This is a genomic window from Streptomyces alboniger (genome assembly GCF_008704395.1).
Lineage (GTDB): Bacteria > Actinomycetota > Actinomycetes > Streptomycetales > Streptomycetaceae > Streptomyces > Streptomyces alboniger.
In genome coordinates this window covers 2,297,626-2,320,010 of the sequence record NZ_CP023695.1, presented here as the reverse complement: position 1 = coordinate 2,320,010, position 22,385 = coordinate 2,297,626, and the positions used below count along the sequence as shown (strand labels likewise).

Below are 22,385 nucleotides of genomic sequence, written 5' to 3'. Positions count from 1 at the left end.
ATCATCGAGAAGAAGGTGTTGAAGAAGGTGCCGTGGAGGGCGAAGGGGACGGGGCGGACGGTGAGGAGGGTGAGGACGGTGAGGGAGAAGGCACCGAAGAGCTATAGGGACTCTTCCCGATAAGCCGATGCGAAATAAACGACCATCCCACGCACCCGGCACACAACACCGCTGCGATCACCACTCCGGCGAACACCTTCCCCACCCGCTCGTCCACCGAGCGCCGCTGCCGCTGCGCACCGAAGACAAGGGCATCCCGCAGCCGCCGACGCCGCACCGACACGGACTCCAGCAACTGGCTGTCGTAATCCTGGGCTGCCACAGTTGTCCGCTTCTATTTCGCTGGTTGCCAATGCTCGTACGAGAGGGGCAGGCGTCGGATACATCCGGCCGAACCAGAGCCTCTCCCCGGTTCATGAGGGAACGACACAGGCGTCACGGTCGTTCGCGTCCGCGACTTGAGAGCACACAAATGTCGCCACCTCTCGCTCGGAGCCACTGCTCCAAGTCAGCGCCACCGAGTTCGCGCGTGACACCCAGGTCAATCAGCTGGACCGGACCGAAGAGGGTTCCTGAGAGTCCTCGAAGTTTCGTGTTGTTATCCAACGTCACCTTGAAAGAGTTTTCTTGAAGGACTGCACCAGACAAGTCAGCGCCCCTGAGATTGACGTCAAGCAGTGAGGCACCCATGAAGCGTGTGCCGCGAAATGAAGCGCCTGACGCGTCGACGTCGCAGAGCGATGCCTTGACAAGGTTCGCTTCATCGAGTTTCGCTTCACGAAGGAAGGAGTCGTCGAAGTTGACGCGAACAAGCGATGCTCTGGTCAGATCGGCACTGGTGAAATCCGCGCCTTCCGCATCCGAACGGTACAGATCGGCGCCGATCAGCTTGGTGTTGATCAGCTTCGCATCGGTGAACCACGACTCGGAGAAATCGCCGCCGGACAGATCCGCATCGCTCAGATCGAGGCCGATGATGTCGAGGCCTCCCTTGCCCCCTCCCTCCATCCATTCCCGAAGTCGCGACGCAGCCTGCGCGTCTGGCGGGAGGGTGCGGGGGACCCACATTTCAGGGGTACCAAATGACATCGTCTTCCCAGCCGTTCTTTTGGACGATGGACTTTAGGTCGTCGATCGCCGCTTGGTTCGCGTTCCGTACATCTAGGATAACAATGCGCTGTTTCTCGACGATCTGCTCTGCCAACTTCTTGACCCATCGCCCATTGTTGGCCGGGTCATAGGCGCCCTTGAAAGGTCTGGATTTGTCGCGCACATTGTTGAACGGAGGCCAGTCGGAGTGGACTCCCTTGATGTCGTAGTACCTCCCGGTACTGGGCGAATAGAACTCGCCACGGTCAGCCTCAGTCGGACGCTGGAGGTCGTCGGGGAGCCGTTTCTGGTCACGAAGATCCAGGCCCACCCGGGCTTCGTCCTTTGATGGCTCGGAGATCCCGCCGTTCTTGTCCGGATCCCGCTGGAGGTGGTCGAAATCGCCAGGACTGCGCATTTCGACCTCTTCAAGGTGACTCCAGTGCTGCGCCCTCTCCTGAGGCGTGAGTTCCGGAAGTGGTTCATTCGTGCGCTGAGCAGGCGGCAGCCCTGCCGATGAGTCGTACGGGACCCCTGAACCCGTCCCGTTGGCGTCGCGATCAAATATCTGTCGATGCTCACCGGATTGTGGGCCGGTGGACTTCCCTGCCTGATCATGGTGGGCGTCCGTGGCGCTCCACGGCTCATAGGAGCCGCCTCCCGTCCCGCCGGCCCTCTCACCCCCGGCATTGCTGCCGCCACCTCTGGCAGGCGTGTCACGGTCGGCCCGCGGCGGCAAGTTCTCGCTCGCATCGGCGGTAGCTTCGGGCGCCCGCGCCCCCACCCCCGCCAGTTGATGCTCGCGTGACGTCCCGACGGAGGGGACGCGTTCGTGGGCGGGGCGTTCGATGGGGGCCGGGGTGGTGTCGGGGGCGCCGTCCTTGATGATGGCGAACTTGCCGTCGGTGAGGTGGAGTTCGGTGGTGGCGGAGATGCGCCATACGCTGCTGGTGGACCCGGCGCCCGGGATGTCGGCGAATCCCGCGCGGGCGCGGGCGGTGACGTCCGCGATCTTGGGTATGGCCCGGGTGGTGGCGCCGACGGTCTTGGCCGTCGCGCTGAGAGGGTCGAGGGCTTCGCCGACCTTGGCCAGGGTGCCGGCCGTTTTGGCGACGGCGCCGCCCTTGGCGATTCTCGCGACGGCGGCCAGCGGTCCGGAGGCGAAGGTGAGGCTGTTGAAGATGACGGTGCCCGTGGCCTTGCCCGGGTGTTCTTCCCAGTCGTCCCAGCCGACCATGGACTTGGCGAAGGCCTTGGCGTATGGGCGGCCCTCGGCGGCCTGTTCCTTCCAGGGCGAGTCCTGCCTGTTCAACGGGTCGAAGAGGTAGGACTCCAGGCCGAGGGCCGACATGTACAGCCCCTTGCGGGCCGCGGCGCCGTCCGCGCCCGGACTGACGAGGTCAACGAATCCGGTGACGGCGCCGACGAGGTTGTCCTTGACGCTGACGCCGGCCTCCTCGACATGGTGGGAGAAGTCCCACTTGTCGTAGGTCCTGGCCTCCGGGGTGCCCCAGGGCAGCTTGTCGGCGTGCTTGAGCGCTTCGGCGGTGTAGCCATAAACCCGCGCACCGAGCGGGACCAAGGTGCCCTCGTAGCCCTGTGCGACGTACTGAGTGCCGTCCACCAGCGCCGTGATCTTGTTGTTGGCGGTGATCTCGGCTTTGCTGAAGGCGGCCTGGGCCTCGGCGATCTCGACCCAGAGGGCCGCGTGCTGGTCGATCTTGTCCTGGTCCTGGGTCCACTCGGCGTCGATCTCGCCGTCATCGGTCTTCAGACCCGAAACGAAGTCGGCCACCTGGCCCCGCAGTCGGTCAAGGCGCTTGATGACGGGCCTGACCGCGACGGCGTACTCGTCCAGCGCCTGGGCGACCGTCTCGACCTTCGAGGCGAACAGGTCCGCCCGATCCCGCACCGGCGCCGTGGAGGCGAACAGATCTTCCGCCTCGGGCGCCCGGTAGAAGGCCCCGAGCCCCTGGAACCTGCTGTGCGCCATGCTGCCCGCCTCACGCAGGGCGCCGGCATGACTCCGCAGTCCGGAGGTGTGCTGCTCCAACTGTTCGAGATCACCCGTGAAGTGAGGGACGTCCGCCGCACTGATCACAGGGAGCCCCCCGTGGGGGGAGTCGACCACTCCCGGAGCGGATCGATGACACTGGAGGCGGAGCGCTGCACCTCGGCCGCGATCTCCAGGTCGCCCGTCTCGTAGGCAGCGGTGGCCACCATCGCGCCGGTGACCGACTTGGCTGCCCTGGCGCCGATGAACTGCACTTCCTTCGCGGTGCCTTCGACGAACTCGACGAGCGCCGAGGCGACCAGACCCGTGACCGGGCTCTGTCCCCCTTCGGAGGCTCCTCCCGATACGAGGGCCCCGGCCGACTTCGCGGCGCCTCCCAGGTCTTCGCCGTACCCACCGACGTGCCGATCCAAGGCGCCCAGTACGTCGTTCACCCGTGACAGGACGTCGCTCACCCCGCCCGGCTCGATATCCCATTCAGGCATGCCAACCCCCTGCTTCCGCCCCGTGACCCCGTATCCGTGCCGACCCGCCGCGGCAGCCGGTCAGCCGATGTTGGCGACCGCGGCCCGCGCCCGCGCGAGCGTCGACTGGGCGGTGCCGTCGTTCTGCTCCAGCGTGGTGCGCACGAGACGAATGATGTCCCGCACCTCGTTGGCGGCCTTGTTCCAGCGGACTTCCTTGCCGTGGTAGTCGTCTGACACACCGTCGGCCTGGTAATCGGCCATCGCGGCCTTCACCGCGCGGTCGCGGTCGCCGAGCACCCGCTCCAGCTGGCCGATGATGATCTGCAAACCGCCCTGAACGTCGGACGACGCGGCGGTGTCGTAAGAGCGGCGGTTCTGGTTTCCAGCCATGCTGAAGTCCCTCTGCGTAGGAAAGTTCGGTGTGGTGTGGCCGGATCAGCCGGCGAAGCGGGCGCCGTCGAAGTTCGCCGCGCCCATGTTCTGGTGGGCGTTGTCCGACTGCTCCTGATCACCCGAGCCGAACGCGGTGTCCATGCCGGCCTGCCCACCCAGAATCGAGGAGAGCGCCCCGTTCAGATCCGCGGTGATCTCGTCCGCACGCAGCTTGAACGAGTCGAAGGTCGCCTTGCCCGCTCCGTTGAACTTGCCCTCCAGCGGCTCGGCCGCCTGGACCAGGAGGCCGATCAACGTCCCGAGGTCGTCGCTGGATCCCGCGGTGTTCTTCCCGAGCACCGCGAGAGTCGTGTCTCCCATGTCGAACTTCACAAGCCCACCCCTGTGCATCCCCGATTGTGTGGTGCGCGCCGCGAGCAAACTGCCGTCACAGCAGACGCATACGCCCCTCACGCCCCGTAGCGTATCGAACATCCTGTCCCATCAAGCGTTGCAGGCGCAACGCGGTTGGATGCGGCGTGGCGTGATTCCGCCCACGACCCGACGGCGTCCCCTACGGCGTTCCGCTTACCGTGCCGAGGTGGCGGCATGGCGCACATGGCGGTGGCCCTCGGCCGGGTACATGGGGGGCCAGGGCGGGAGGGTCTCGGTGAAGGTGTAGGCCGTCTTCTCGGCGACACGGCAGGAGGCCGGGTTGGTCACCTGGTGGAGGAGTTCCAGGTGGGTCAGGCCCGTGGGGCCGAAGGTGGTGAAGGCCCAGGTGGTCAGGGTCTCCAGGGCGCGGGGTGCGATGCCTCGGCCGCGGGCCCGGACCGCCGTCCAGTAGCCGACCTCGGCCGAGGGCCTGCCGGGCGCCGCGTCCTTGAGGGCCACGTGGCCCAGCAGCGCGCCCTCGGAGCCGTCGGGCCCGGCCTCCAGTACGGCGAAGGCGTACCGGGTGCCCGTGGCCCACCCCTCCTGTTGTGCGCGGATCCACTGCCTGCCGTCCGCCTCGTTCTCCACGGTGGGGGCCGCCGCGGGGAGGGCGGGAGGCGCGCCCCGATGTGCCTCGACCAGTGCGGTGACGTCCTGCTCCCGCCAGGGGCGGAGGGTGAGGGCCGGGGTGGCGGGGGTCGCGTCCGCCTTCAGTACGACGGATGACTTCAGTACGACGGAGGGGTGGGGTGGGTTCATGCTCGTCATTCTCGGCCCTCCCGTCCGGGGAGACTCAAGCCCTACGAGGCTCAGGCCCTGCGAGGCTCAAGGTTTTCCGGCCGGCGCGGCGACGTCCTCCGCCATGCTCAGGCGGATCAGATGCGCCACCGTCGGCGCCGTCCGCTTGCTTCGGATGCGGCGCAAGTACGTGCTCACCGTGTGCACGCTGATGCCGAGACGCCGCGCCACCTGCTTGTGGGAGAGGCCCTCCGCGATGTGGGCCAGCACCTGACGCTCCCTGTGGGACAGCGCCGGAGCGCTCTGCGGGCGGCTGGTTACAGGCATCTTCCCTCCGGGAGGGACGGGCGACATCTTCGGGGCTGTGACCGCGACTTGATCTAACCACGGCCGTGCGGAAACAGAAAGGAATCCTTGCCCGTCTGGTGAAGACCCTGCCATACCGAGGGCTGCTGATCCTGTCAAGTCACCAACTCGGGTGACTTTAGGCGCGCTTCGGAGCGAGTGAGTGTGAAGCGGTCTCGGCTGAGCGCAGCCGTGCACGACCGGGTGAGTGGCAGCACTGAGGCGGACCAGGGGGAACGTTGAGGCACTTTCGCCTGCTCGTCGTGGGTAACGGCGTTTCGGCCTACGGCAGTTACCTGAACCTGGTCGCCCTGAACGTCTTCATCTACGAGGTGACCGACAGCGCCCTGGCCGCCGGGCTCTTCATGGCCGTACGTCTGATGACCAGCGTCGTATCCGGCTTTGTGAGCGGACGGCTGGTCTCGGCGTACGACCGTAAGAGGTTGATGGTCGGCGCCGATCTCACGCAGTGCGTCGCCATGGTAGCGCTGCTGATAGCTCCCGCGGGCGGACGTGCGGGGCTTTTGTACGTACTCGCTGTCGTCACCGGGTTCTGCTCGACCCTCTCGGGGGTCGCCCTGCGCAGCAGCATCCCCGAGATCGTCGGCCCTGAGCTGCGCGTGCGCGCCAACTCGCTGCTCGCCACGGGGCGTTCGCTCGCCATGATCGCCGGGTTCGCCTCGGCGGGCGTCGTGGTCGCGCAGCTGGGATACGTCGCCGCCATTTCCCTCGACGCCGCCTCCTTCGCGGTCTCGGCGAGCGTGCTGATGTCCCTGCCCATTCGCACCAGGGCCGAGAAGGTCGCGAGCGCGGCGCGGGGTGCGCAAGTTCCGGAGGGCAAGCAGAGGGGTGCTTCGGGGGAAGGCAAGGCCAAGAACCTCGGCTCTCTGATTCTGCTGCGCGCCGCGCCCGTACTGGCCGTCATGATCGCCGTCAGGGCCGCCGACGGCCTCGGGTCGTCCTCGCACAATGTGGCCCTGCCCGTCTACTCCAGCGCCCTCGATCCGTCCCATCCGGCGACGTTCGTCAGCCAGTTCTGGGCCACGTGGGCCATCGGCAACATCGTCATGCAGCAGATCTGCGGGCGCTGGACCGGACGCGACGGGCGGCAGGGGCCGGGGGAGCGGGCCTTCGCGATCGGGGCCTGCGTGATGTCGGCCGCCTTCATCGTGGTCTTCGCCGGGCTGCCCACGGGCGTCGCCGTCGCGGCCGCGCTGGTGGCGGGCATGGCCGACGGGCTCACCGAGATCGCCTACGTCAGCCGGCTCCAGGCCGCCCCCGACGAACAGCGCGGCCGGCTCTTCGGCCTGTCCGCCTCCGTCGAGAACACCGGCTTCGGGCTGGGGATGCTGGTCAGCGGCGCGCTCCTCGACCGCTTCACACCCCTCCAAGTAGTGGGCCTGCTTCACGGGTTGGCGATCGCGCTCTGTCTCGGGATGTTCGTGGTGCTGGTGCGGTACGGGCGTACGGGTGGCGGGGCGGTGCCGGCAGCGGGGGCGTCGGCCGCCGACGGTGCGGCTCCTACGGCCGGACCGTCCGCCGAGGGCGCGGCTCCTCCAGCCGGGCCGTCCGTCGAAAGTGAGGCCCGATGACCGCCCCTCCCCCTGTTGCGCGCGACGCTATCGCCGTCGTAGGCATGTCCTTCCGGCTGCCCGGCGCCGACACCCCCGAGGAGTTCTGGCACACGATCCGCACCGGCGCCGACCGCGTCCGCCGCTTCACCGACGCCGAACTGGCCGCCGCCGGCGTGCCCGAGGAGCAGTACCGGTCCGGGGAGTTCGTCGGGGCGAGCGGCGCCCTGGAGGACATCGCGGGGTTCGACCCGGCCTTCTTCGGGATGAGCGCGAACGAGGCCCGCATCACCGACCCCCAGCAGCGGCTCTTCCTGGAGTGCGTGCACCACGCCCTGGAGAACGCCGGATACGCGGGCTGGGAGGACGGAGACGACGAGGAAGAGGGGCAAGGGGGGCGAGGGGGCGGCGGGCGCTATGGAATAGGTGTCTACGCCAGCACCGGGTACCACCTCTACACCTTCCAGACCTACCTCCAGAACAACGTCCTGCCGGACGGCGTCGCGGACTGGGTCGCCGGTCTCCAGGTCACCGTCGGCAACTTCACGGACTTCACCGCCAACCGCGCGTCGTACCGCCTCGGCCTGACCGGTCCGGCCGTCAACGTCCAGACGGCGTGCTCCAGTTCGCTGCTGGCCGTGACTCTCGCCGCGCAGGCCGTGGCCCTCGGCGAGTGCGACATCGCCGTGGCGGGCGCCACCGCCCTCCACGTGCCGCAGATCCTCGGCTACCAGTACGTCAAGGGCTCCATCCTCTCCAAGAGCGGCTATCTGCGGCCCTTCGACGCCGACGCGGACGGCACCGTCGGCGGTACGGGCGTCGCGGCCGTCGTGCTCAAGCGCCTCGACCGCGCCGTCGCGGACGGCGACCACATCCACGGTGTCATCCGCGGCTGGGGGGTCAACAACGACGGGTCCGACAAGCGGGCGTTCACCGCGCCCAGCGCCGACGGCCAGCGCCGCGCCATCCGCCGCGCCCTGGAGCGGGCCGGGGTCGACGCGGGCACCGTCGGCTATCTGGAGACGCACGGCACCGGCACGTTCAAGGGCGACCCGATCGAGTTCGAGGGCGCCACCGCCGCGTTCCGTGCCGACACCGACCGCACCGGCTACTGCGCGCTCGGCTCGGTCAAGGCCAACATCGGTCACCTCGACGTGTGTTCGGGCCTGGCGAGCCTCGTCAAGGCGCTGCTCGTGCTGCGGCACCAAGTCATCCCGCCGATGGCCAACTTCCGCCGTCCCAACCCCGCCCTCGACCTCGCGGCCAGTCCCTTCTACATCCCCGACTCGCCGCGCCCCTGGCCGCGGGGCGCCACACCGCGCCGGGCCTGCGTCAGTTCGTTCGGCGTCGGCGGCACCAACGTCCACGTCGTCCTGGAAGAGGCCCCAGAACCCGCGCCCCGCCCCGCCGGCGCACTGCCGCCGCCCGGCGTCCTGGTCGTCGCGGGCCACACCGAGGCCGCGCTCGCCGACAACGCCCTCGCCCTCCGCGACCACCTGCGCGCCCACCCCGACACGCACCCGGCGGACCTCGTGACGACGCTGGCGCTCGGCCGCGCGCACCGCAGGCGCCGCCTCGCCGTACGGGGCGACACGGTCGCCGCGCTCACGGCCGGGCTCGACGCCTGGCTCGCGGACCCGAAGCCGGGCGCCGCCGCTACGGACGGGCTCGGCACCGGGTTCCTCTTCGCAGGCCAGGGTGCCCTCCACCGGGGCACGGCACGCCTGCTCCACGAGCGTTTCCCCGTCGTACGCGAGGTCCTGGACGCCTGCGAGCGGCAGTACGCGGCACTCACCGGCGGCGACAGCCTCCTCGCCCCGCTGCTCGGCGCGGAACACGAACCGACACACGGACCGGAACACGAAACGGCACACGACCCGGAACGCGAACCAGGAGCCGAGCAGGACTGGCCCACCGACGTGGCGCAGCCCGCGCTCTTCGCGTTGCAGAGCGCGCTCGTCCGCCTGTGGAAGACGGCCGGGATCACGCCGGGCGTGGTCGCCGGACACAGCGTCGGGGAGTACGCGGCGCTGCACGCGGCCGGGGCGCTCTCCCTCGCGGACGGGTTGCGCCTGACGGCCCGGCGCGGTGCGCTGATGCGCCGCCTCTGCGCGCCCGGCGGGATGCTCGCGGTCCCGGTCGAGCTGAGCACGGCGCTTGAGCTGGCCGCCGAGGTGCCCGGCGTGGAGCTGGCCGTCACCAACGGCCCGCGCAGCCAGGTACTCGGAGGCCCCGACGCGGCCGTGGAAACCCTCGTGTCCCTGCTGGCCGGACGCGGGATCCCGGCGCGGCGGCTCGCGGTGCGGCACGCCTTCCACACCGCGCTGCTCGACCCCGCCCTCGACGGGCTGCGCGACCTGTGCGCCGAGGTGGACTTCACGCCGTGCGAGGTGCCGTTCGTCAGCGGTCTCGACGGTCGCACCCGGCCACCCGGCTGGACCCCGGATGCCGACTATTTCGTACGACAGGCGCGTGAGCCGGTGCGATTCGCCGACGCCCTGCGGGAACTCGGCACCTCGCACGCCTACGCGGGCACGGTTTTGGAGCTGGGCCCGCACAGCACGCTCAGCGGGCATGCGCGGCGCGCGCTGCCTAACCGGGCGGTCCACCCGACGCTGCGGCGCGGCGCGGGACTCGAACCGCTCTGGGACGCGGCGGCGGGCCTCTACGGGGCCGGGGCGCCGGTCGACTGGCGGGCTTTCATGGGCGGGGCAGGCCGCAGGATCCCCCTGCCCGGCTACCGATTCCAGCACAAGGACTACTGGACAGGGCCGGAGAACCACCTTCCCCGGCCCGCACAACCGGCAAGGGATGGGGCCGAAGTGGCAGCCGAAGTGGCACAGGACGAGGCAGCGGTCGAGCGCGTACTCCAGCACATCATCAAGGTCACCGCGAAGCACCTCAGCTACGACACGAGTGAGATAGCGGAGGACGCTTCCTTCTTCGACCTCGGCGCGGACTCGCTGCAAATGATCGGCGTACTGCGGGAGTTGGAGGAGGAGCACCGCGTCAAGGTGTCGATGCGGGAGCTCTTCGAGGAGGCGGGCTCGGCGAAGGGGCTCGCGCTGATCATCGTAGGGAAGATGGGGAACATGGAGGGCGGGGCGCCGTACGCGGCTTCCGTGACGGCCGTCGCGCCTGCTCCCACTCCGGTACCCGCCCCTGCACCCGCCCCCACGCCCGCCGTGCCCGAGCCGGTCACGCCCGCCGTGACACCGGCCCCAGCGCCCGCGCCGACGTTCCGCGACCCCGCGCCGACGTACCCCGACCCCACCCCAATCGCCGCCCCCGCCCCGGTCGCCCCGGCCACCCCTCCCACCCCGGCCGCCGAGTACGCCACCCGCCGCGAAGTCGATGACCTCGTACGCCAGGTCCACCAGCTCTCCCAGATGCAGCTCCAACTGATGGGTCAGCTCTCCCAGTTGCTGGCAGCGCAGACAGCCCAGACCGCCCAGGCCACCCGCGCCCCGGGGGACAACCGATGAGCGCGCCCCACGGGTCCGTCTCCGCCGCCGTCGACCAGGACCTCGCCGCGATGGCCGAGCTGTCGCGACGCATCGCCCAGCAGATGGGCACCTCGGCGGACGCGGCGCGGTCCGCCGAAGAGGAGCCGCCCGCGCCCCGTCCCGCCCAGCACGGCCCCCGCCTGGAGGTGCCCCGCGCCTCCGGCATGGTCCGCGGCGGCTCCCCGGAGTCCCAGCGGGCCCACCTGGACGACCTCGTACGCCGTTACACCGCCAAGACGCCCACCTCGAAGCGGATCACCCAGCGCTACCGCCGGGTGCTCGCCGACAGCCGGGCCGCGGTCGGCTTCCGCAGCGGCACGAAGGAGATGCTGTACCCCATCGCGGGCCGCAGGGCGCAGGGGTCCTGGCTGGAGGACGTCGACGGCAACCGTTACGTCGACATCACCATGGGCTTCGGCGTGCTGCTCTTCGGCCACGAGCCCGCCTTCGTGTCCGAAGCGGTCCGCGAGCACCTGTCGCGCGGCATCCAGCTCGGGCCCCGCAACGTGGAGACCGGCGAGGCGGCCGAACTCCTCGCCGAGCTGACCGGCATGGAGCGGGTCGCCTTCGCGAACTCCGGCACCGAGGCGAACTCCGCCGCTATCCGCCTCGCCCGCGCCGCCACGGGCCGCTCCAAGATCATCACCTTCGAGGGCGCCTACCACGGCCACAACGACAACGTCCTCGGCCGCTCCCCGCGCACCGGCGGCGAGGGCCTGACCACCGTCCCGATGTCCGCGGGCGTCCCGCACAACGCCGTCGCCGACCTGCTCGTCCTGCCGTACGGCGGCGAGGAGAGCCTCGCCGTCATCGAGGCGCAGGCGGGCGACATCGCGGCGGTCGTCGTCGAGCCGGTGCAGAGCCGGCATCCCTCACTGCGGCCGGCCGAGTTCGTGCGCCGCCTGCGCGAGGTCACGCGACGGCACGGCATCGTGCTGCTCTTCGACGAGATGCTGACCGGCTTCCGCCCCGCGCCGCGCGGCGCCCAGGACCTCTACGGCGTCACCCCCGACCTGGCGACCTACGGCAAGCTGCTCGGCGGCGGTTTCCCGATCGGGGCCATCGCGGGGCGGGCCGACATCATGGACGGCATCGACGGCGGGTACTGGAGCTACGGGGACGACAGTTACCCCGAGGCCGACACCACGTTCTTCGGCGGTACGTACATCCAGCACCCGGTCTCGATGGTCGCCGCCCGCGCCGTACTCGCCCACCTGAAGGAGCACAGCCCGCGCCTCCAGGAGCGGCTGAACGCGCGCACGGACGAGCTGGCGGCCACGCTCAACGCCTTTTTCGAGGCGGAGGAGTTCGCGCTGAGCATGAGCCACTTCGGCTCGATGTTCCGGTTCGAGCACCGCGCGGACATGGAGCTGCTCTACCACCACCTGATGCTGCGCGGCGTCCACGTGTGGGAGTGGCGCAACTTCTTCCTCTCCACCGAACACACCGACGGTGACGTCGAGTTCATCGTCGACGCGGTGAAGGGATCCCTGCGCGAGCTGCGCGACGCGGGCTTCTTCCGTACGAAGCCGAAGCCGAAGCCGAAGCCGAATCCGAAGGCGGCACCCGTCGCCGCCGTACCGAATCCGCGGCCCGAGCCGAAGCCGAGGCCGAAGCCCCAGGTCATCGCCTGGAACGGCACCGCCGCGGCCAGCGCCTCCCGCACTGAACCCGTGGCCACCGCCTCTCGCACGGAACCCGCGGCCCCCGCCTCCCGCGCCGAGGTGAAGGAACGGCGACCGAGTCGCCCCCTCGACTTCGGCGTCTACTTCTTCGGCGACTATCCGCAGGACGAGCGCTCCCCACGGCACGGCAAGTACGACCACCTCCTGGAGACCGCCCGCTTCGCCGACCGCAACGGCTTCCACTCGCTGTGGATCCCCGAGCGGCACTTCCACTCCTTCGGCGGCCTCTTCCCCAACCCGGTCGTCCTCGCCGCCGCGCTCGCCCGCGAGACCGACCGCATCCGCATCAACGCGGGGTCCGTCGTCCTCCCGCTGCACGACCCCATCCGCGTCGCCGAGGAGTGGTCGATGGTCGACAACCTCTCCGGGGGCCGCGTCGGCATCGGCTGCGCCAGCGGCTGGCACGCCAACGACTTCGTCTTCTTCCCCGAGCGCTTCGGCTCCCACAAGGAGTCGATGTACGAACAGGTCGCACAGGTGAGGCAGTTGTGGCGCGGCGACGCCGTGCGCCGCACCACAGGTGACGGCGAGAGCGACCTGCGCCTGTTCCCGCGACCCGTCCAGGACGCCCCGCCCATGTACACGGCCGTGGTCGGCAACCCGGCCTCGTACCAGCTGGCCGCCCGCCACGACCTCGGCATCGTCACCAACCTCATGACGCAGGGCGTCGACCAGCTCCGGGAGAACATCGCGCTCTACCGCCGTACGCGCGCCGAGCACGGCCTGGACCCCGACGCCGGGCACGTCGCCGTGCTCCTGCACACCTACCTCGCCGAGGACCACGAGGCGGCGCGCGCCGAGGCCCGGGACCCGCTGTCCCGGTACATGCGGGCCTCCCTTTCGCTCTTCGGCGGCGTCGCCAACAGCCTGGGGCACCAGGTCGACCTGTCGGCGATGACGGAGGACGACCTGGACGTGGTGTTCCGCCGCGCCTACGACCGCTACTGCGACCAGCGCGCCCTCATCGGCAGTCCCGGGAGCGTGCGGCCCGTCGTGGACGAGGTGCGTGCCGCGGGCGCCGACGAGGTGGTCGCCCTGGTCGACTTCGGCGTGGAGCCGTCCGCGATGCGCGCCGGCCTGGTCCACCTCGACGCGCTGCGCCGATCCTGCGCGACGCCGACGCCGACGCCGACGCCGACGCCGACGCCCACGCCCACGGTGACACCCACGCCCACCCCGGCCGCCCCCGAGACCGATGCCGGCGCACCCCTGTCACCCGGCCAGCAGCGGATCTGGTTCCTGGAGCGGATGCTGCCCGGCCGCACCGCGTACAACGAGGTCAAGGCCATCCAGCTCGACGGCCCGCTGGACGTCGAGGCGCTGCGGTCCGCCCTGTGCGCGCTCACCGCGCGGCACGAGCAGCTGCGCACGGTCTTCCGCGAAGTGGCGGGAGAAGCGCGGCAGTTCGCCCGGCCGCCCGGCGAGGTGGACTTCGCGGTCGTCGACGGGACGACGGCCCCCGGGAGCGACACGGTCGCCGCCACCCTCAAGGCGGAGAGTGAGCGCCGCTTCGACCTGACGGACGGCCCCCTGTTCGTCACCCGCCTGGTCCGGCTCGGCACCGAGCGGCACGTCCTCGTCCTGTCCCTGCACCACATCGTGATGGACGCGGCGTCGGCCGCCGTCCTCGCCCGCGACGTGTCAGCCCTCTACCGCGCGGAGACCACCGGGGCCCCGGCGGCCGGCCTCCCCGCCCTCGACCGCACGTACGCCGACCACGCCCGCCGCCAGCTCGACTCCCTCGGCGACCCGAAGGCCGCGGAGGACCTCGCGTACTGGAAGAAGGTGCTCGACGGCGACCTGCCGGTCCTGGACCTGCCCACGGACCGGCCGAGGCCCGCCGTGATGACGTCGAACGGCCGCGCCCTGTTCCGTACGCTCACCCCTGAACTCTCCGCGGCGGTACGGAAGTTCAGCCGCGAGCGGCGCAGCACGCTCTTCATGACGCTGCTCGCCGGATACGCGGCCGCGCTGCGCCGCGTCACCGGCCAGGACGACCTCGTCATCGGCACCCCCATGTCCGACCGCACGCCCCCCTACGAGGACGTCGTCGGCTTCTTCGTGAACACCCTGGCGCTGCGCCTCGACCTCTCCGGGGACCCGGACTTCGGCGCGCTCCTCGACCGGGTGCGCACGGTCGCCCTCGACGCGTACGACCATGCCGACGTGCCCTTCGAGGCGGTCGTCCGGGAGCTGGTGCCCGCGCGGGCGCTGGACCGCACGCCCGTCTTCCAGACGCTGGCCGAGTTCGAGACCGATGATCCCTTCCGCTTCGAGCTGCCCGGGGTGCGGGCGACCCCGCTCGACTCGGGCCCCGACAAGGCGCTGACCGACCTCAGCGTGTACTTCACCGACCAGCCGGACGGCATCCGCTGCCACCTGGAGTACAACACCGACCTGTTCGACGAGGGGACGGTCGACGCCCTCTTCGGGACGTTCCGTGAGGTCCTCGCGGAGGCGGTGGGGGCCGGGAGCGCGGTGCCCGAGGCATGGCGGCGCGGGCGCACCCGGCAGCGGACCCGCAGCACCGTCCACGCCCTGGCGTCCCGGTGGGCCGAGGCGGCGCCCGACCGGACCGCCGTGATCAGCGGCGAGCAGACCTTGACGTACCGGGAGCTGGACGAGCGCGCCGAGCGGCTCGCGGCCGTCCTGCGCGAGCGCGACCGCGGGCGTGCCGAGGCGCAGGGCGGCGCCCCCGTCGCCCTGTGGCTGCCGCGTGGCGCCGATCTGATCGTCGCCATGCTGGCCGCCCTCAAGGCGGGCCTCGGCTATGTGCCGTTGGACCCCGGGCAGGGCCGGGCCCGGGCCGAGGCGATCCTCGCGGAGAGCGGTGCCGGGATCCTCGTGGTGAACGGCGAGGGCCGGGCGGACGAGCGGCCGACGCCACCGGACGGAGCCGCCGTGGTGGACGTGGACGCCGCGCCGTCCGCGTCCGTGGACGCACCGCCCGGGGCCGCTCCCGGCCCCGAGTCCCTCTGCCTGGCGATCTACACCTCGGGCAGCACGGGCACCCCCAAGGGCGTGACCGTCCCGCACCGGGCCGTCGTGGACTTGTGCCAGTGGCACCACGAACGCTTCGGGTTCACCGCGGACGACCGCAGCGCGGCCGTGTGCGGGCAGAGCTTCGACGCCGCCGTGCTGGAGATCTGGCCCGCGCTGGCCGCGGGCGCCACGGTCGTCGTCGCCGACGAGACGGTCCGCAAGGATCCCGCGGCGCTGGCCCGCTGGTACGCGGACCACGCCATCACCTTCTCCATCCTGCCGACCGCCCTCGGCGAGGCCGTCCTCGCCCTGCCCGACGACCGGCAGCCGCCGCTGCGGCACCTGCTCCTGGGCGGCGACGTCCTGCGCACCCGGCCGCGCCCCGGCGCCCCGTACGAGACGGTGAACGTGTACGGCCCCACCGAGGTGACGGTGCTCTGCACGGTCCACACGGTGGAGCCCGCCGCCACCACCGCCACCACCGCCGCCACCGCCTCCGGGGCCCCTATCCCGATCGGCCGCCCGGTCGACAACGTCACCCTGCGGGTGCTCGACGCGGGGGGCCGCGAGGTGCCCGCCGGGGAAGTGGGGGAGCTGTACGTGGGCGGCCCGGGGGTGGCCACCGGTTATCTGGGCCGCCCCGACCTGACCGCGGAACGCTTCGTCCGCGACCCGCTGGGCGGCGCGGAGCGGCTGTACCGCACGGGTGACCTGGTGTGCTGGGGGGAGACGGGGGCCCTGGAGTTCCGGGGCCGCTCGGACGACCAGGTGAAGATACGCGGCTACCGCGTCGAGCCCGAAGAGGTCTCGCACATCCTCAACGGCCTGGCGGAGGTCGCCGAGGCGGTCGTCCTGACCCACCGCGACCAGCGGGACGAGGCCCGCCTCGCCGCCTATGTCGTACCCGCTGTCGTACCCGCGACGGCGGCAGCCCCGAATAGCCACCAGGAGCTGGCCGACCGCCTGGCAACGGAACTGGCGGCGCGCCTCCCCGACCACCTGGTGCCCCGCGCCTGGTCCGTGCTGCCCGGACTCCCCCTGTCCGCCAACGGAAAACTGGACCGGGCGGCGCTTCCCGCCCCTTCGATCACGGCGGCACCGGCCGGCGCCACCACACCGGCACTCCACCGGGCGCCGTCCGCCGCCCCAGCCCCGGCGTCCGCCCCCGCCGCGCGGCGGGACGTCGAGGCGCGCGTGCGTCAGCTGTGGGCCGAGGAGTTCGACATCGAGGCGGCGGCGGTCGGTCCCGATGCCTCCTTCTTCGAGCTGGGCGGCCACTCCCTCACCGCCGTCAGACTGGCCAACAGTGTCCGGGAGGAGTTCGGCGTCGAGTACCCCGTCGCCCGCTTCTACGAGGAGCCGACGCTGCGCGCGATGGCGGCGTTCCTCTCGCGGCACGAGAAGGGGAGCGCGGGCGGGAACGGGCACGTAGGCGGGAGCGTTATCGGGAACGGGGGTACGGCTGACGTACTCGACCGAGCCCCCGTCACCGCTCAGCAGGACGCCTTCATCACCCGGCATCTGACCCACCCCCGCCCTCAGATCTACAACGTGGCGATGCGCCTCACCTTCACGGGAGCCCTCGACGTACCCGCCCTGCGTGCGGCGCTGACCCAACTGGTGGCCCGGCACGAGGCGTTGCGCACCCGCCTCGTGAAGGACGGGGTGACGGGCGAGTGGTGGCAGGAGGCGCTGCGCCCCCGGCCGGTCGAGCTGCCCGAGGAGGATCTGGTCGCGCGCACCGGCTCGGCGGACGAGGCCGCTGCCGAGGCCGAGCGTCTGGCCGCGGAGACCGCCGCCGTGCCGTTCGACATCGAGGCCGAACTCGCCCCCGTGCTTCGGCTGTTGCGCTACGGCCGCGACCGCTGGGCGCTGGTGTTCGTCCTGCACCACTCGGCCTGCGACGGCTGGTCGGTCAGCGTCCTGCTGCGCGAACTGGCCGCGCTCTACCGGGCGGAGGCCGCCGGAGAGCCGCACGGCCTGTCGGAGTCCGTGCCGCAGCCGAGTGAGTACGCACGTTGGCAGCGCGAGCGGAGCCGCACCCAGGACGGCGGCCGCCTGGTCGACTACTGGGCGCGGCAGCTGGAGGGCGCCCCCTTCGACGTGTCGCTGCCGCTGGACCGGCCCCGCCCCGCAGAGCTGAGCGGCGAGGGTGACGTGGTGCTGTTCACCGTGGAGCGTGCCGTACGGGCCGGCGTGGAGGCGCTGGCGCGCAGGCACCGCACGACGCCCTTCGTGGTGACGGCGGCGGCCCTGGCCCGCCTCGTCGCGAAGGTGACGGGCGAGCCGGACATCCTGCTCGGCATCTCCTACGCCAACCGCGAGCGGCGGGAGTTCGAGGCGCTCGCGGCCTGCACGGTGTCGTCCTTCACGCTGCGGATCCGCGGCGGCGGCACCGGGTCGTTCGGTGCGCTGGTGGATCAGGTGGCGCGCGATACGGTCGGTGCCATCGACCACGCCGCGCCGATCCGGGCGGTGGCGCGGGAGCTGCGGGAGGTGCTCGGCACCGAGGTCCCGGACCGGCTGACGCTCGGCTTCCAGTATCAGAGCTCGCTGGAGACGGACATCGAACTGCCGGGCGTGACCACGGCGGTGGAGGACCTCGCGGTGCCCGGCGCGCGCTCCGAGTTCAACTTCGGTCTGATCCCCACCGGCGACATCCTCTCGGGCTACCTGGAGTACTCGACCGACCTGTGGGACCGCGCCACGGTCGAGGCGTGGACCAGCGCGTACGTCGATCTCCTGGCCGAGGTCGTCGCCGTCCCCGGAACCGACGCGGGGGAGGGTGAGGACTGAGCGGCCGAATTTGGACGTGACATGTCAATAATCATGGGGGGCCGCCTTGTCACCTCCGGTGGGCTGTGCCTCAATGGGCGACGGCCCCGCAGGCTGACGGACCGTCAAAAGGGGTGCCGTCGGGCAGGGCCGCCCCCCACCCCTGACCCCACGAAGGCAGGCCCCCCCATGCGACATGGCATATCCGGCACCCCCGTCAGGTCCAGCACGCCCAGCAAACCCAGCAAACCCGGCAGAGGCGCCGGCTCCCTCCTGGCCGCCACCGTCACCGCCACCGCGACCGCCGCCCTCGCCCTCGGCACCCTCGCGACGGCCCCCGCGGCGGCCGCCGTGCCGCGGACCGCCGCCGTAAAGCCGCGGACCGCCACCGTCTCGTTCGACTGCGGTTCGTACGGGTCCGGAACGGCCACGCTCACCGCCGCCCAGGACGGCACCGCCGCGACCATCGAGGTGTCCACCTCCGCGATCTCGGCCCCCATCGACCTCGGCGCGGGCTCCGTCAGCTCGACCCTGACCCTCACCAAGAACGGCACCGGCACCACGGAGTTCACCGGCAACTCCAACCCGGCGATCCCCGCGGGCGGCGTCGTCTCCACGGGACCGCTCACCGGAACCGTCACCGCGGGCGACAGCCTCGAAGGGAAGTCCCTGAGGATCGTCGTCCTCGGCATCACCGTGACCTGCGCCGCCACCTCGGCGCAGTCGCCGGGGCCGTTCGTCTTCTGACGCGACACGGGAGGGACTTGAGGGCGGGGCCGCCCGCGCGCCGCGGAAAAACCCGGTCGCGGCGGCCTCCGCCGGACACTACGGTGCGGGTCATGCTGCCCGAGGTGAGTACGGACGAGGAATGGGACCGTATCGTCCCGGACGAAACGGTCATGCGGCCCGGCGCCGAGGACCTGTGCGCACGGCTCGGCCTCGCGGGAGCCCCGCTTATCCGCTATCCCGAAGGGTCCCAGCCCGTCTATTCGGTCGGCGACCGGCACGTGCTGAAGCTCTTCCCCGCGGCGGCCGCCCAGGACGGTATCACCGAAGCCCGCGTCCTGAGCCACGTCCAGGGCAGGCTCCCCGTCCCCACCCCGCAGGTGCACGACTTCGGAACGTACGAGAACGGCTGGCGCTACGTCCTGATGTCCCGCCTGCCCGGCACGGGCCTCGCCACCGCCTGGCCGGACATCCCTCCCACCGCCCGGGAGCGGATCATCACCGACGCGGCCCAGGCCCTCGCCGCGCTGCACGCCCTGGACCCCGAGCCGCTCGCCGACGCCCTCGGGCCCGCAGACTGGGACGTCTTCCTCGCCGGGCAGCGCGCCGGGGCCGTGGACCGCCAGCGGACGTGCGGACTGCCCGAGAGCTGGCTGGAGCAGATCCCCGCGTTCCTGGACTCCGTGACCCTCCCCGCCGACGCCGCCACCGGAGCCGCCGCCGGGTCCCGACGCGCCCTCCTGCACACCGAGTTCATGCGCCAGCACCTGATCGTCGACCCCGCGGACGACTGGCGCCTCACCGGCCTCTTCGACTTCGAGCCGGCCATGATCGGCGACCCGGCGTACGACTTCGTGGGCGTAGGACTCTTCGTCACCCGGGCCGAACCGGGCCTCCTGCCCCGCTTCATGAAGGCGTACGGAACGACGTACGATCCGCGCCAACTCCTCGCGTACACCCTGCTCCACGTGTACAGCAACCTTCCCTGGTACCTGCGGGAACTGCCCTCCCCGCCCGAGCCGTCGCTCGACGCGCTCGCCGAGGCGTGGTTCGGTCAGGAGCTCTGACCGCCGAGCGCGACGACGGCGGCGATCGCCGGGCCGAAGGCTCCGCCGAGCTGGTAGCAGAGGTTGAACAGGCCGATGGCGGTGGGGCGTTGGGCGTCGGGCGTGCCCTTGGTCGCGTACACCATGAGCGTCGCCTGGCCCGCGCTGGTGGCGAGGACGGCCAGCGTCGCGACCAGCAGGAGCAGGGGCGCCCAGGGGGTCAGGGCGGCGGTGAGCGGGGCGATGGCGCCGACGGTGAGCAGGATGGTCAGGACCCGGCGGCGGGTCATCCGGGCCGAGGCCGCGGCCAGTGCCATGGAGAGCGCCGAGCCGGTGAGGAGGGCGGCCAGCTGGCCGGTGCCGATCGTGGCGGCCGACCAGCCCGTGCGCTCGCCCAGCAGCTGCGGAACGGTGAACAGAAGGGTGAAGTACGACGTCGCCAAGGTGCAGGCGAGCGCGGCACAGAGGACGAACGCGCGGGTCCGCAGCAGTGACGCCGGTACGAAGCCGGTGGGGTGGGCGCGGATGTGCAGGGCCAGCGGGACGGCCATCGCCAGTGCGGCGGCCACCGTCGGGAGCGGGTAGCGCGGGATGAGCACCAGAGCCGTCGCCATCAGGACCAGCAGGGCGGCGCCCCGGCCGTCGAAGGGCGTGCCGCGCCGAGGTGCGGACAGATCGGCGCGGCGTACGACCGCGGGCAGGGCGAGGAGGGCGAGCGCGCCGACGGCCAGGGACATCCGCCAGGAGGCGGTGCCCGCGATCGCCGAGCCGAGCAGCGGGCCGACCGCCCCGAACGTGCCGAAGCCCGCGGTGATCACGCCCATCCGGCGGACCGAGCCCGCCAGGCTCATCGCCGCCGTGACCAGACCCGCACCGCCCGCGGCCTGTGCCGCCCGGCCCGCCATGGCCAGGGGCAGCCAGGGCGCCGCGGCGAGGACCGCGGTGCCGGTCACGATCAGGGCGGCACTCAGCTTGAGCGTGCTCCCCAGGCCGCGGCGGCGCAGCAGCGCCGCCATCAGCGGCGTGCCGACGGCCATGGCCCAGGCGAAGACGGTGACGAGCCAGGTCGCGGTCGCGGTGCGGACGCCGAGCGAGCCCGCCATGTCGGGGAGGATCAGTACGGGACTGTTGGCGCTCGCGGCGACCGGGGTGGCCAGTAACGCCAGCCAGAGAGCCGGGACGTGGCGCGCCGGCCGTGTGGCGGCGTGGGGGAGCAACTCGGGGCTCGGGCGGGTTTGCGTGGGTGCGGACATGCTGGGCGGCTCCGTCGGCGCGAGGGATACGGGCGAGGGGTCCGGACGAGAGGCTCGGACGAGGGCGGGGCCTGGTCAGACCGTGGTGACGACCTGGTCGTAGGTGAGCCGCGGCGAACGGGGGTACCAGGCGTCCGGACCCGGACGGCCGATGTTCACGACCATCAGCGGCGTGTGGTCGTCGTCGAGGAACTCCTTCTGCACACCCGGGAAGTCGAATCCGGTCATGGGCCCCGCGGCCAGCCCCGCCGCGCGCACGCCGAGTATGAAGTAGGCCGCCTGGAGCACTCCGTTGACCAGCGCGGACTCCTCCCGGACCGCGCGGTCGGCGAAGAAGAGGTCCTTGGCCTGCGGGAAGTGCGGGAGCAGCGAGGGGAGTTCCTCGTGGAATTCGTTGTCGGCGGCGAGGATCGCGACCAGCGGGGCCGACAGTGTCTTGGGCCGGTTGCCCTCGGCCATGAGGCTCCCCAGCCGCTCGCGGGCGTCGGCGGACCGGACGAGGACCACGCGCAGCGGCGACTGGTTGTACGCGGTGGGGGCGTACTTGACCAGGTCGTAGACCGCCTGGAGCTGCGCGTCGGTCACCGGCTCGTCGGTGAAGGTGTTGGCGGTGCGGGCCTCGCGGAAGAGGAGGTCCTGGGCGGCGGGGTGGAGGGACAGCTCGGACATGGTGTGCTCCTGTCGTTCAGGCTCGACAATCTCGATAGTGAGATAAAAGCATCCGACTATCCCAGAGTCAAGTATCTCGAAACTAAGAGAACTAATACTGGGAGAGCCAGTACTGGTAGAGTCTCTACTGAGAGAGTCTGTATCGAGGGGAGTGGCAGCGATGAGCGACGCCGTGGACGCGATCATCGGTCAGTGGGCCAAGGAGCGACCCGACCTGGAGGAGGGCCTGTGGCCCGTGCAGCTCTTCGGCCGCATCCAGCGACTGGCCCTCGTGGTCGACAAGTCGGTCAAGTCCATCGCCGGCCGGCACGGCCTGGACGTCGGTGAGTTCGACGTCCTCACCACGCTCCAGCGCTCGGGGCCGCCCTACGCCCTGACCGCCGGCACATTCCTCAAGGCGTCCATGGTGTCGTCCGGCACGATCACCAACCGCATCGACAAGATGGAAGCCAAGGGCCTGGTGGAACGCGTACGCGACACGGAGGACCGGCGCAGCGTCAAGATCCGCCTCACCGAACGCGGGCACGAGGTCACCAGGGCCGTCTTCGCCGACCACCTGGCCAACTACGAACTGCTGCTCGCCGACGTGGACCGCGAGCTGGTCGGCGCGGCCGGGGACAGTCTCCGGCGGGTCCTTGAGGCCCTCGGGGACACCACCATCAAGTAGTACGCGCCCACGCCCCCGCCCCCGCCCCCGCCCCCGCCCACGTTC

16 protein-coding genes are annotated in these 22,385 nt (G+C 71.3%); 6 read left to right on the top strand and 10 right to left on the bottom strand.

What is annotated here, in order from left to right:
• Window position 1: 1 nt before the first annotated feature.
• The 8 genes from CP975_RS35715 to CP975_RS10165 form a co-directional block, all read right to left on the bottom strand.
• A complete protein-coding gene (locus CP975_RS35715; RefSeq protein ID WP_150476787.1) occupies window positions 2-322 on the bottom strand; it encodes a hypothetical protein in 321 nt (106 codons plus the stop codon).
• Window positions 323-435: 113 nt separating this feature from the next.
• Window positions 436-1,008, bottom strand: coding sequence for a pentapeptide repeat-containing protein (locus CP975_RS10195; RefSeq protein WP_246201446.1), 573 nt, complete (start codon window positions 1,006-1,008; stop codon window positions 436-438).
• A 61-nt stretch (window positions 1,009-1,069) separates the two neighbouring features.
• Window positions 1,070-3,082 carry a hypothetical protein gene (locus tag CP975_RS10190; RefSeq protein ID WP_150476785.1) on the bottom strand — a complete coding sequence of 671 codons (2,013 nt, stop codon included), beginning with the start codon at window positions 3,080-3,082 and terminating at the stop codon, window positions 1,070-1,072.
• A gap of 104 nt (window positions 3,083-3,186) precedes the next feature.
• A complete protein-coding gene (locus CP975_RS10185; protein ID WP_070321242.1) occupies window positions 3,187-3,588 on the bottom strand; it encodes a DUF6507 family protein in 402 nt (133 codons plus the stop codon).
• Window positions 3,589-3,648: 60 nt separating this feature from the next.
• Window positions 3,649-3,960 (bottom strand): pore-forming ESAT-6 family protein, encoded by a 312-nt coding sequence (locus tag CP975_RS10180; RefSeq protein WP_030780634.1) that lies wholly within the window; start codon window positions 3,958-3,960, stop codon window positions 3,649-3,651.
• Window positions 3,961-4,005: 45 nt separating this feature from the next.
• On the bottom strand, window positions 4,006-4,335 hold the full coding sequence (locus CP975_RS10175) for a hypothetical protein (protein WP_055532072.1): 330 nt from the start codon (window positions 4,333-4,335) through the stop codon (window positions 4,006-4,008).
• Window positions 4,336-4,530: 195 nt separating this feature from the next.
• Entirely contained in the window at window positions 4,531-5,136 is a 606-nt protein-coding gene (locus CP975_RS10170) for a GNAT family N-acetyltransferase (protein WP_150476783.1), read from the bottom strand.
• A 66-nt stretch (window positions 5,137-5,202) separates the two neighbouring features.
• The gene (locus CP975_RS10165) at window positions 5,203-5,442 is read right to left on the bottom strand and encodes a response regulator transcription factor (RefSeq protein ID WP_055533960.1); all 240 of its coding nucleotides are present in this window, start codon (window positions 5,440-5,442) and stop codon (window positions 5,203-5,205) included.
• A gap of 257 nt (window positions 5,443-5,699) precedes the next feature.
• On the opposite strand from CP975_RS10165, the gene CP975_RS10160 reads away from it, so the two are divergent.
• The 5 genes from CP975_RS10160 (at window position 5,700) to CP975_RS10140 (ending at window position 19,772) form a co-directional block, all read left to right on the top strand.
• A complete protein-coding gene (locus CP975_RS10160) occupies window positions 5,700-7,052 on the top strand; it encodes an MFS transporter (protein ID WP_150476781.1) in 1,353 nt (450 codons plus the stop codon).
• Window positions 7,049-10,516, top strand: coding sequence for a type I polyketide synthase (locus tag CP975_RS10155; protein ID WP_150476780.1), 3,468 nt, complete (start codon window positions 7,049-7,051; stop codon window positions 10,514-10,516). Before CP975_RS10160 ends, CP975_RS10155 begins: the two co-directional genes overlap by 4 nt.
• Complete coding sequence (locus CP975_RS10150) at window positions 10,513-18,000, top strand: non-ribosomal peptide synthetase (RefSeq protein WP_150476779.1); 7,488 nt, start codon at window positions 10,513-10,515, stop codon at window positions 17,998-18,000. The genes CP975_RS10155 and CP975_RS10150 overlap by 4 nt, the downstream gene beginning before the upstream one ends.
• Before the next feature lie 168 nt (window positions 18,001-18,168).
• Window positions 18,169-18,726, top strand: a complete 558-nt coding sequence (locus CP975_RS10145) for a hypothetical protein (protein WP_246201445.1) — start codon at window positions 18,169-18,171, stop codon at window positions 18,724-18,726.
• Between the two features lie 92 nt (window positions 18,727-18,818).
• Window positions 18,819-19,772, top strand: a complete 954-nt coding sequence (locus CP975_RS10140) for an aminoglycoside phosphotransferase family protein (protein ID WP_055535895.1) — start codon at window positions 18,819-18,821, stop codon at window positions 19,770-19,772.
• Here the strand turns inward: CP975_RS10140 and CP975_RS10135 are convergent.
• Complete coding sequence (locus CP975_RS10135) at window positions 19,760-21,004, bottom strand: MFS transporter (RefSeq protein WP_055535897.1); 1,245 nt, start codon at window positions 21,002-21,004, stop codon at window positions 19,760-19,762. The genes CP975_RS10140 and CP975_RS10135 overlap by 13 nt on opposite strands.
• A 75-nt stretch (window positions 21,005-21,079) precedes the next feature.
• The gene (locus CP975_RS10130; RefSeq protein WP_150476778.1) at window positions 21,080-21,673 is read right to left on the bottom strand and encodes a malonic semialdehyde reductase; all 594 of its coding nucleotides are present in this window, start codon (window positions 21,671-21,673) and stop codon (window positions 21,080-21,082) included.
• 160 nt (window positions 21,674-21,833) lie between these two features.
• On the opposite strand from CP975_RS10130, the gene CP975_RS10125 reads away from it, so the two are divergent.
• Window positions 21,834-22,340: a MarR family winged helix-turn-helix transcriptional regulator gene (locus CP975_RS10125; protein WP_150476777.1), complete on the top strand. Its 507-nt coding sequence runs from the start codon at window positions 21,834-21,836 to the stop codon at window positions 22,338-22,340.
• Window positions 22,341-22,385: the final 45 nt, after the last annotated feature.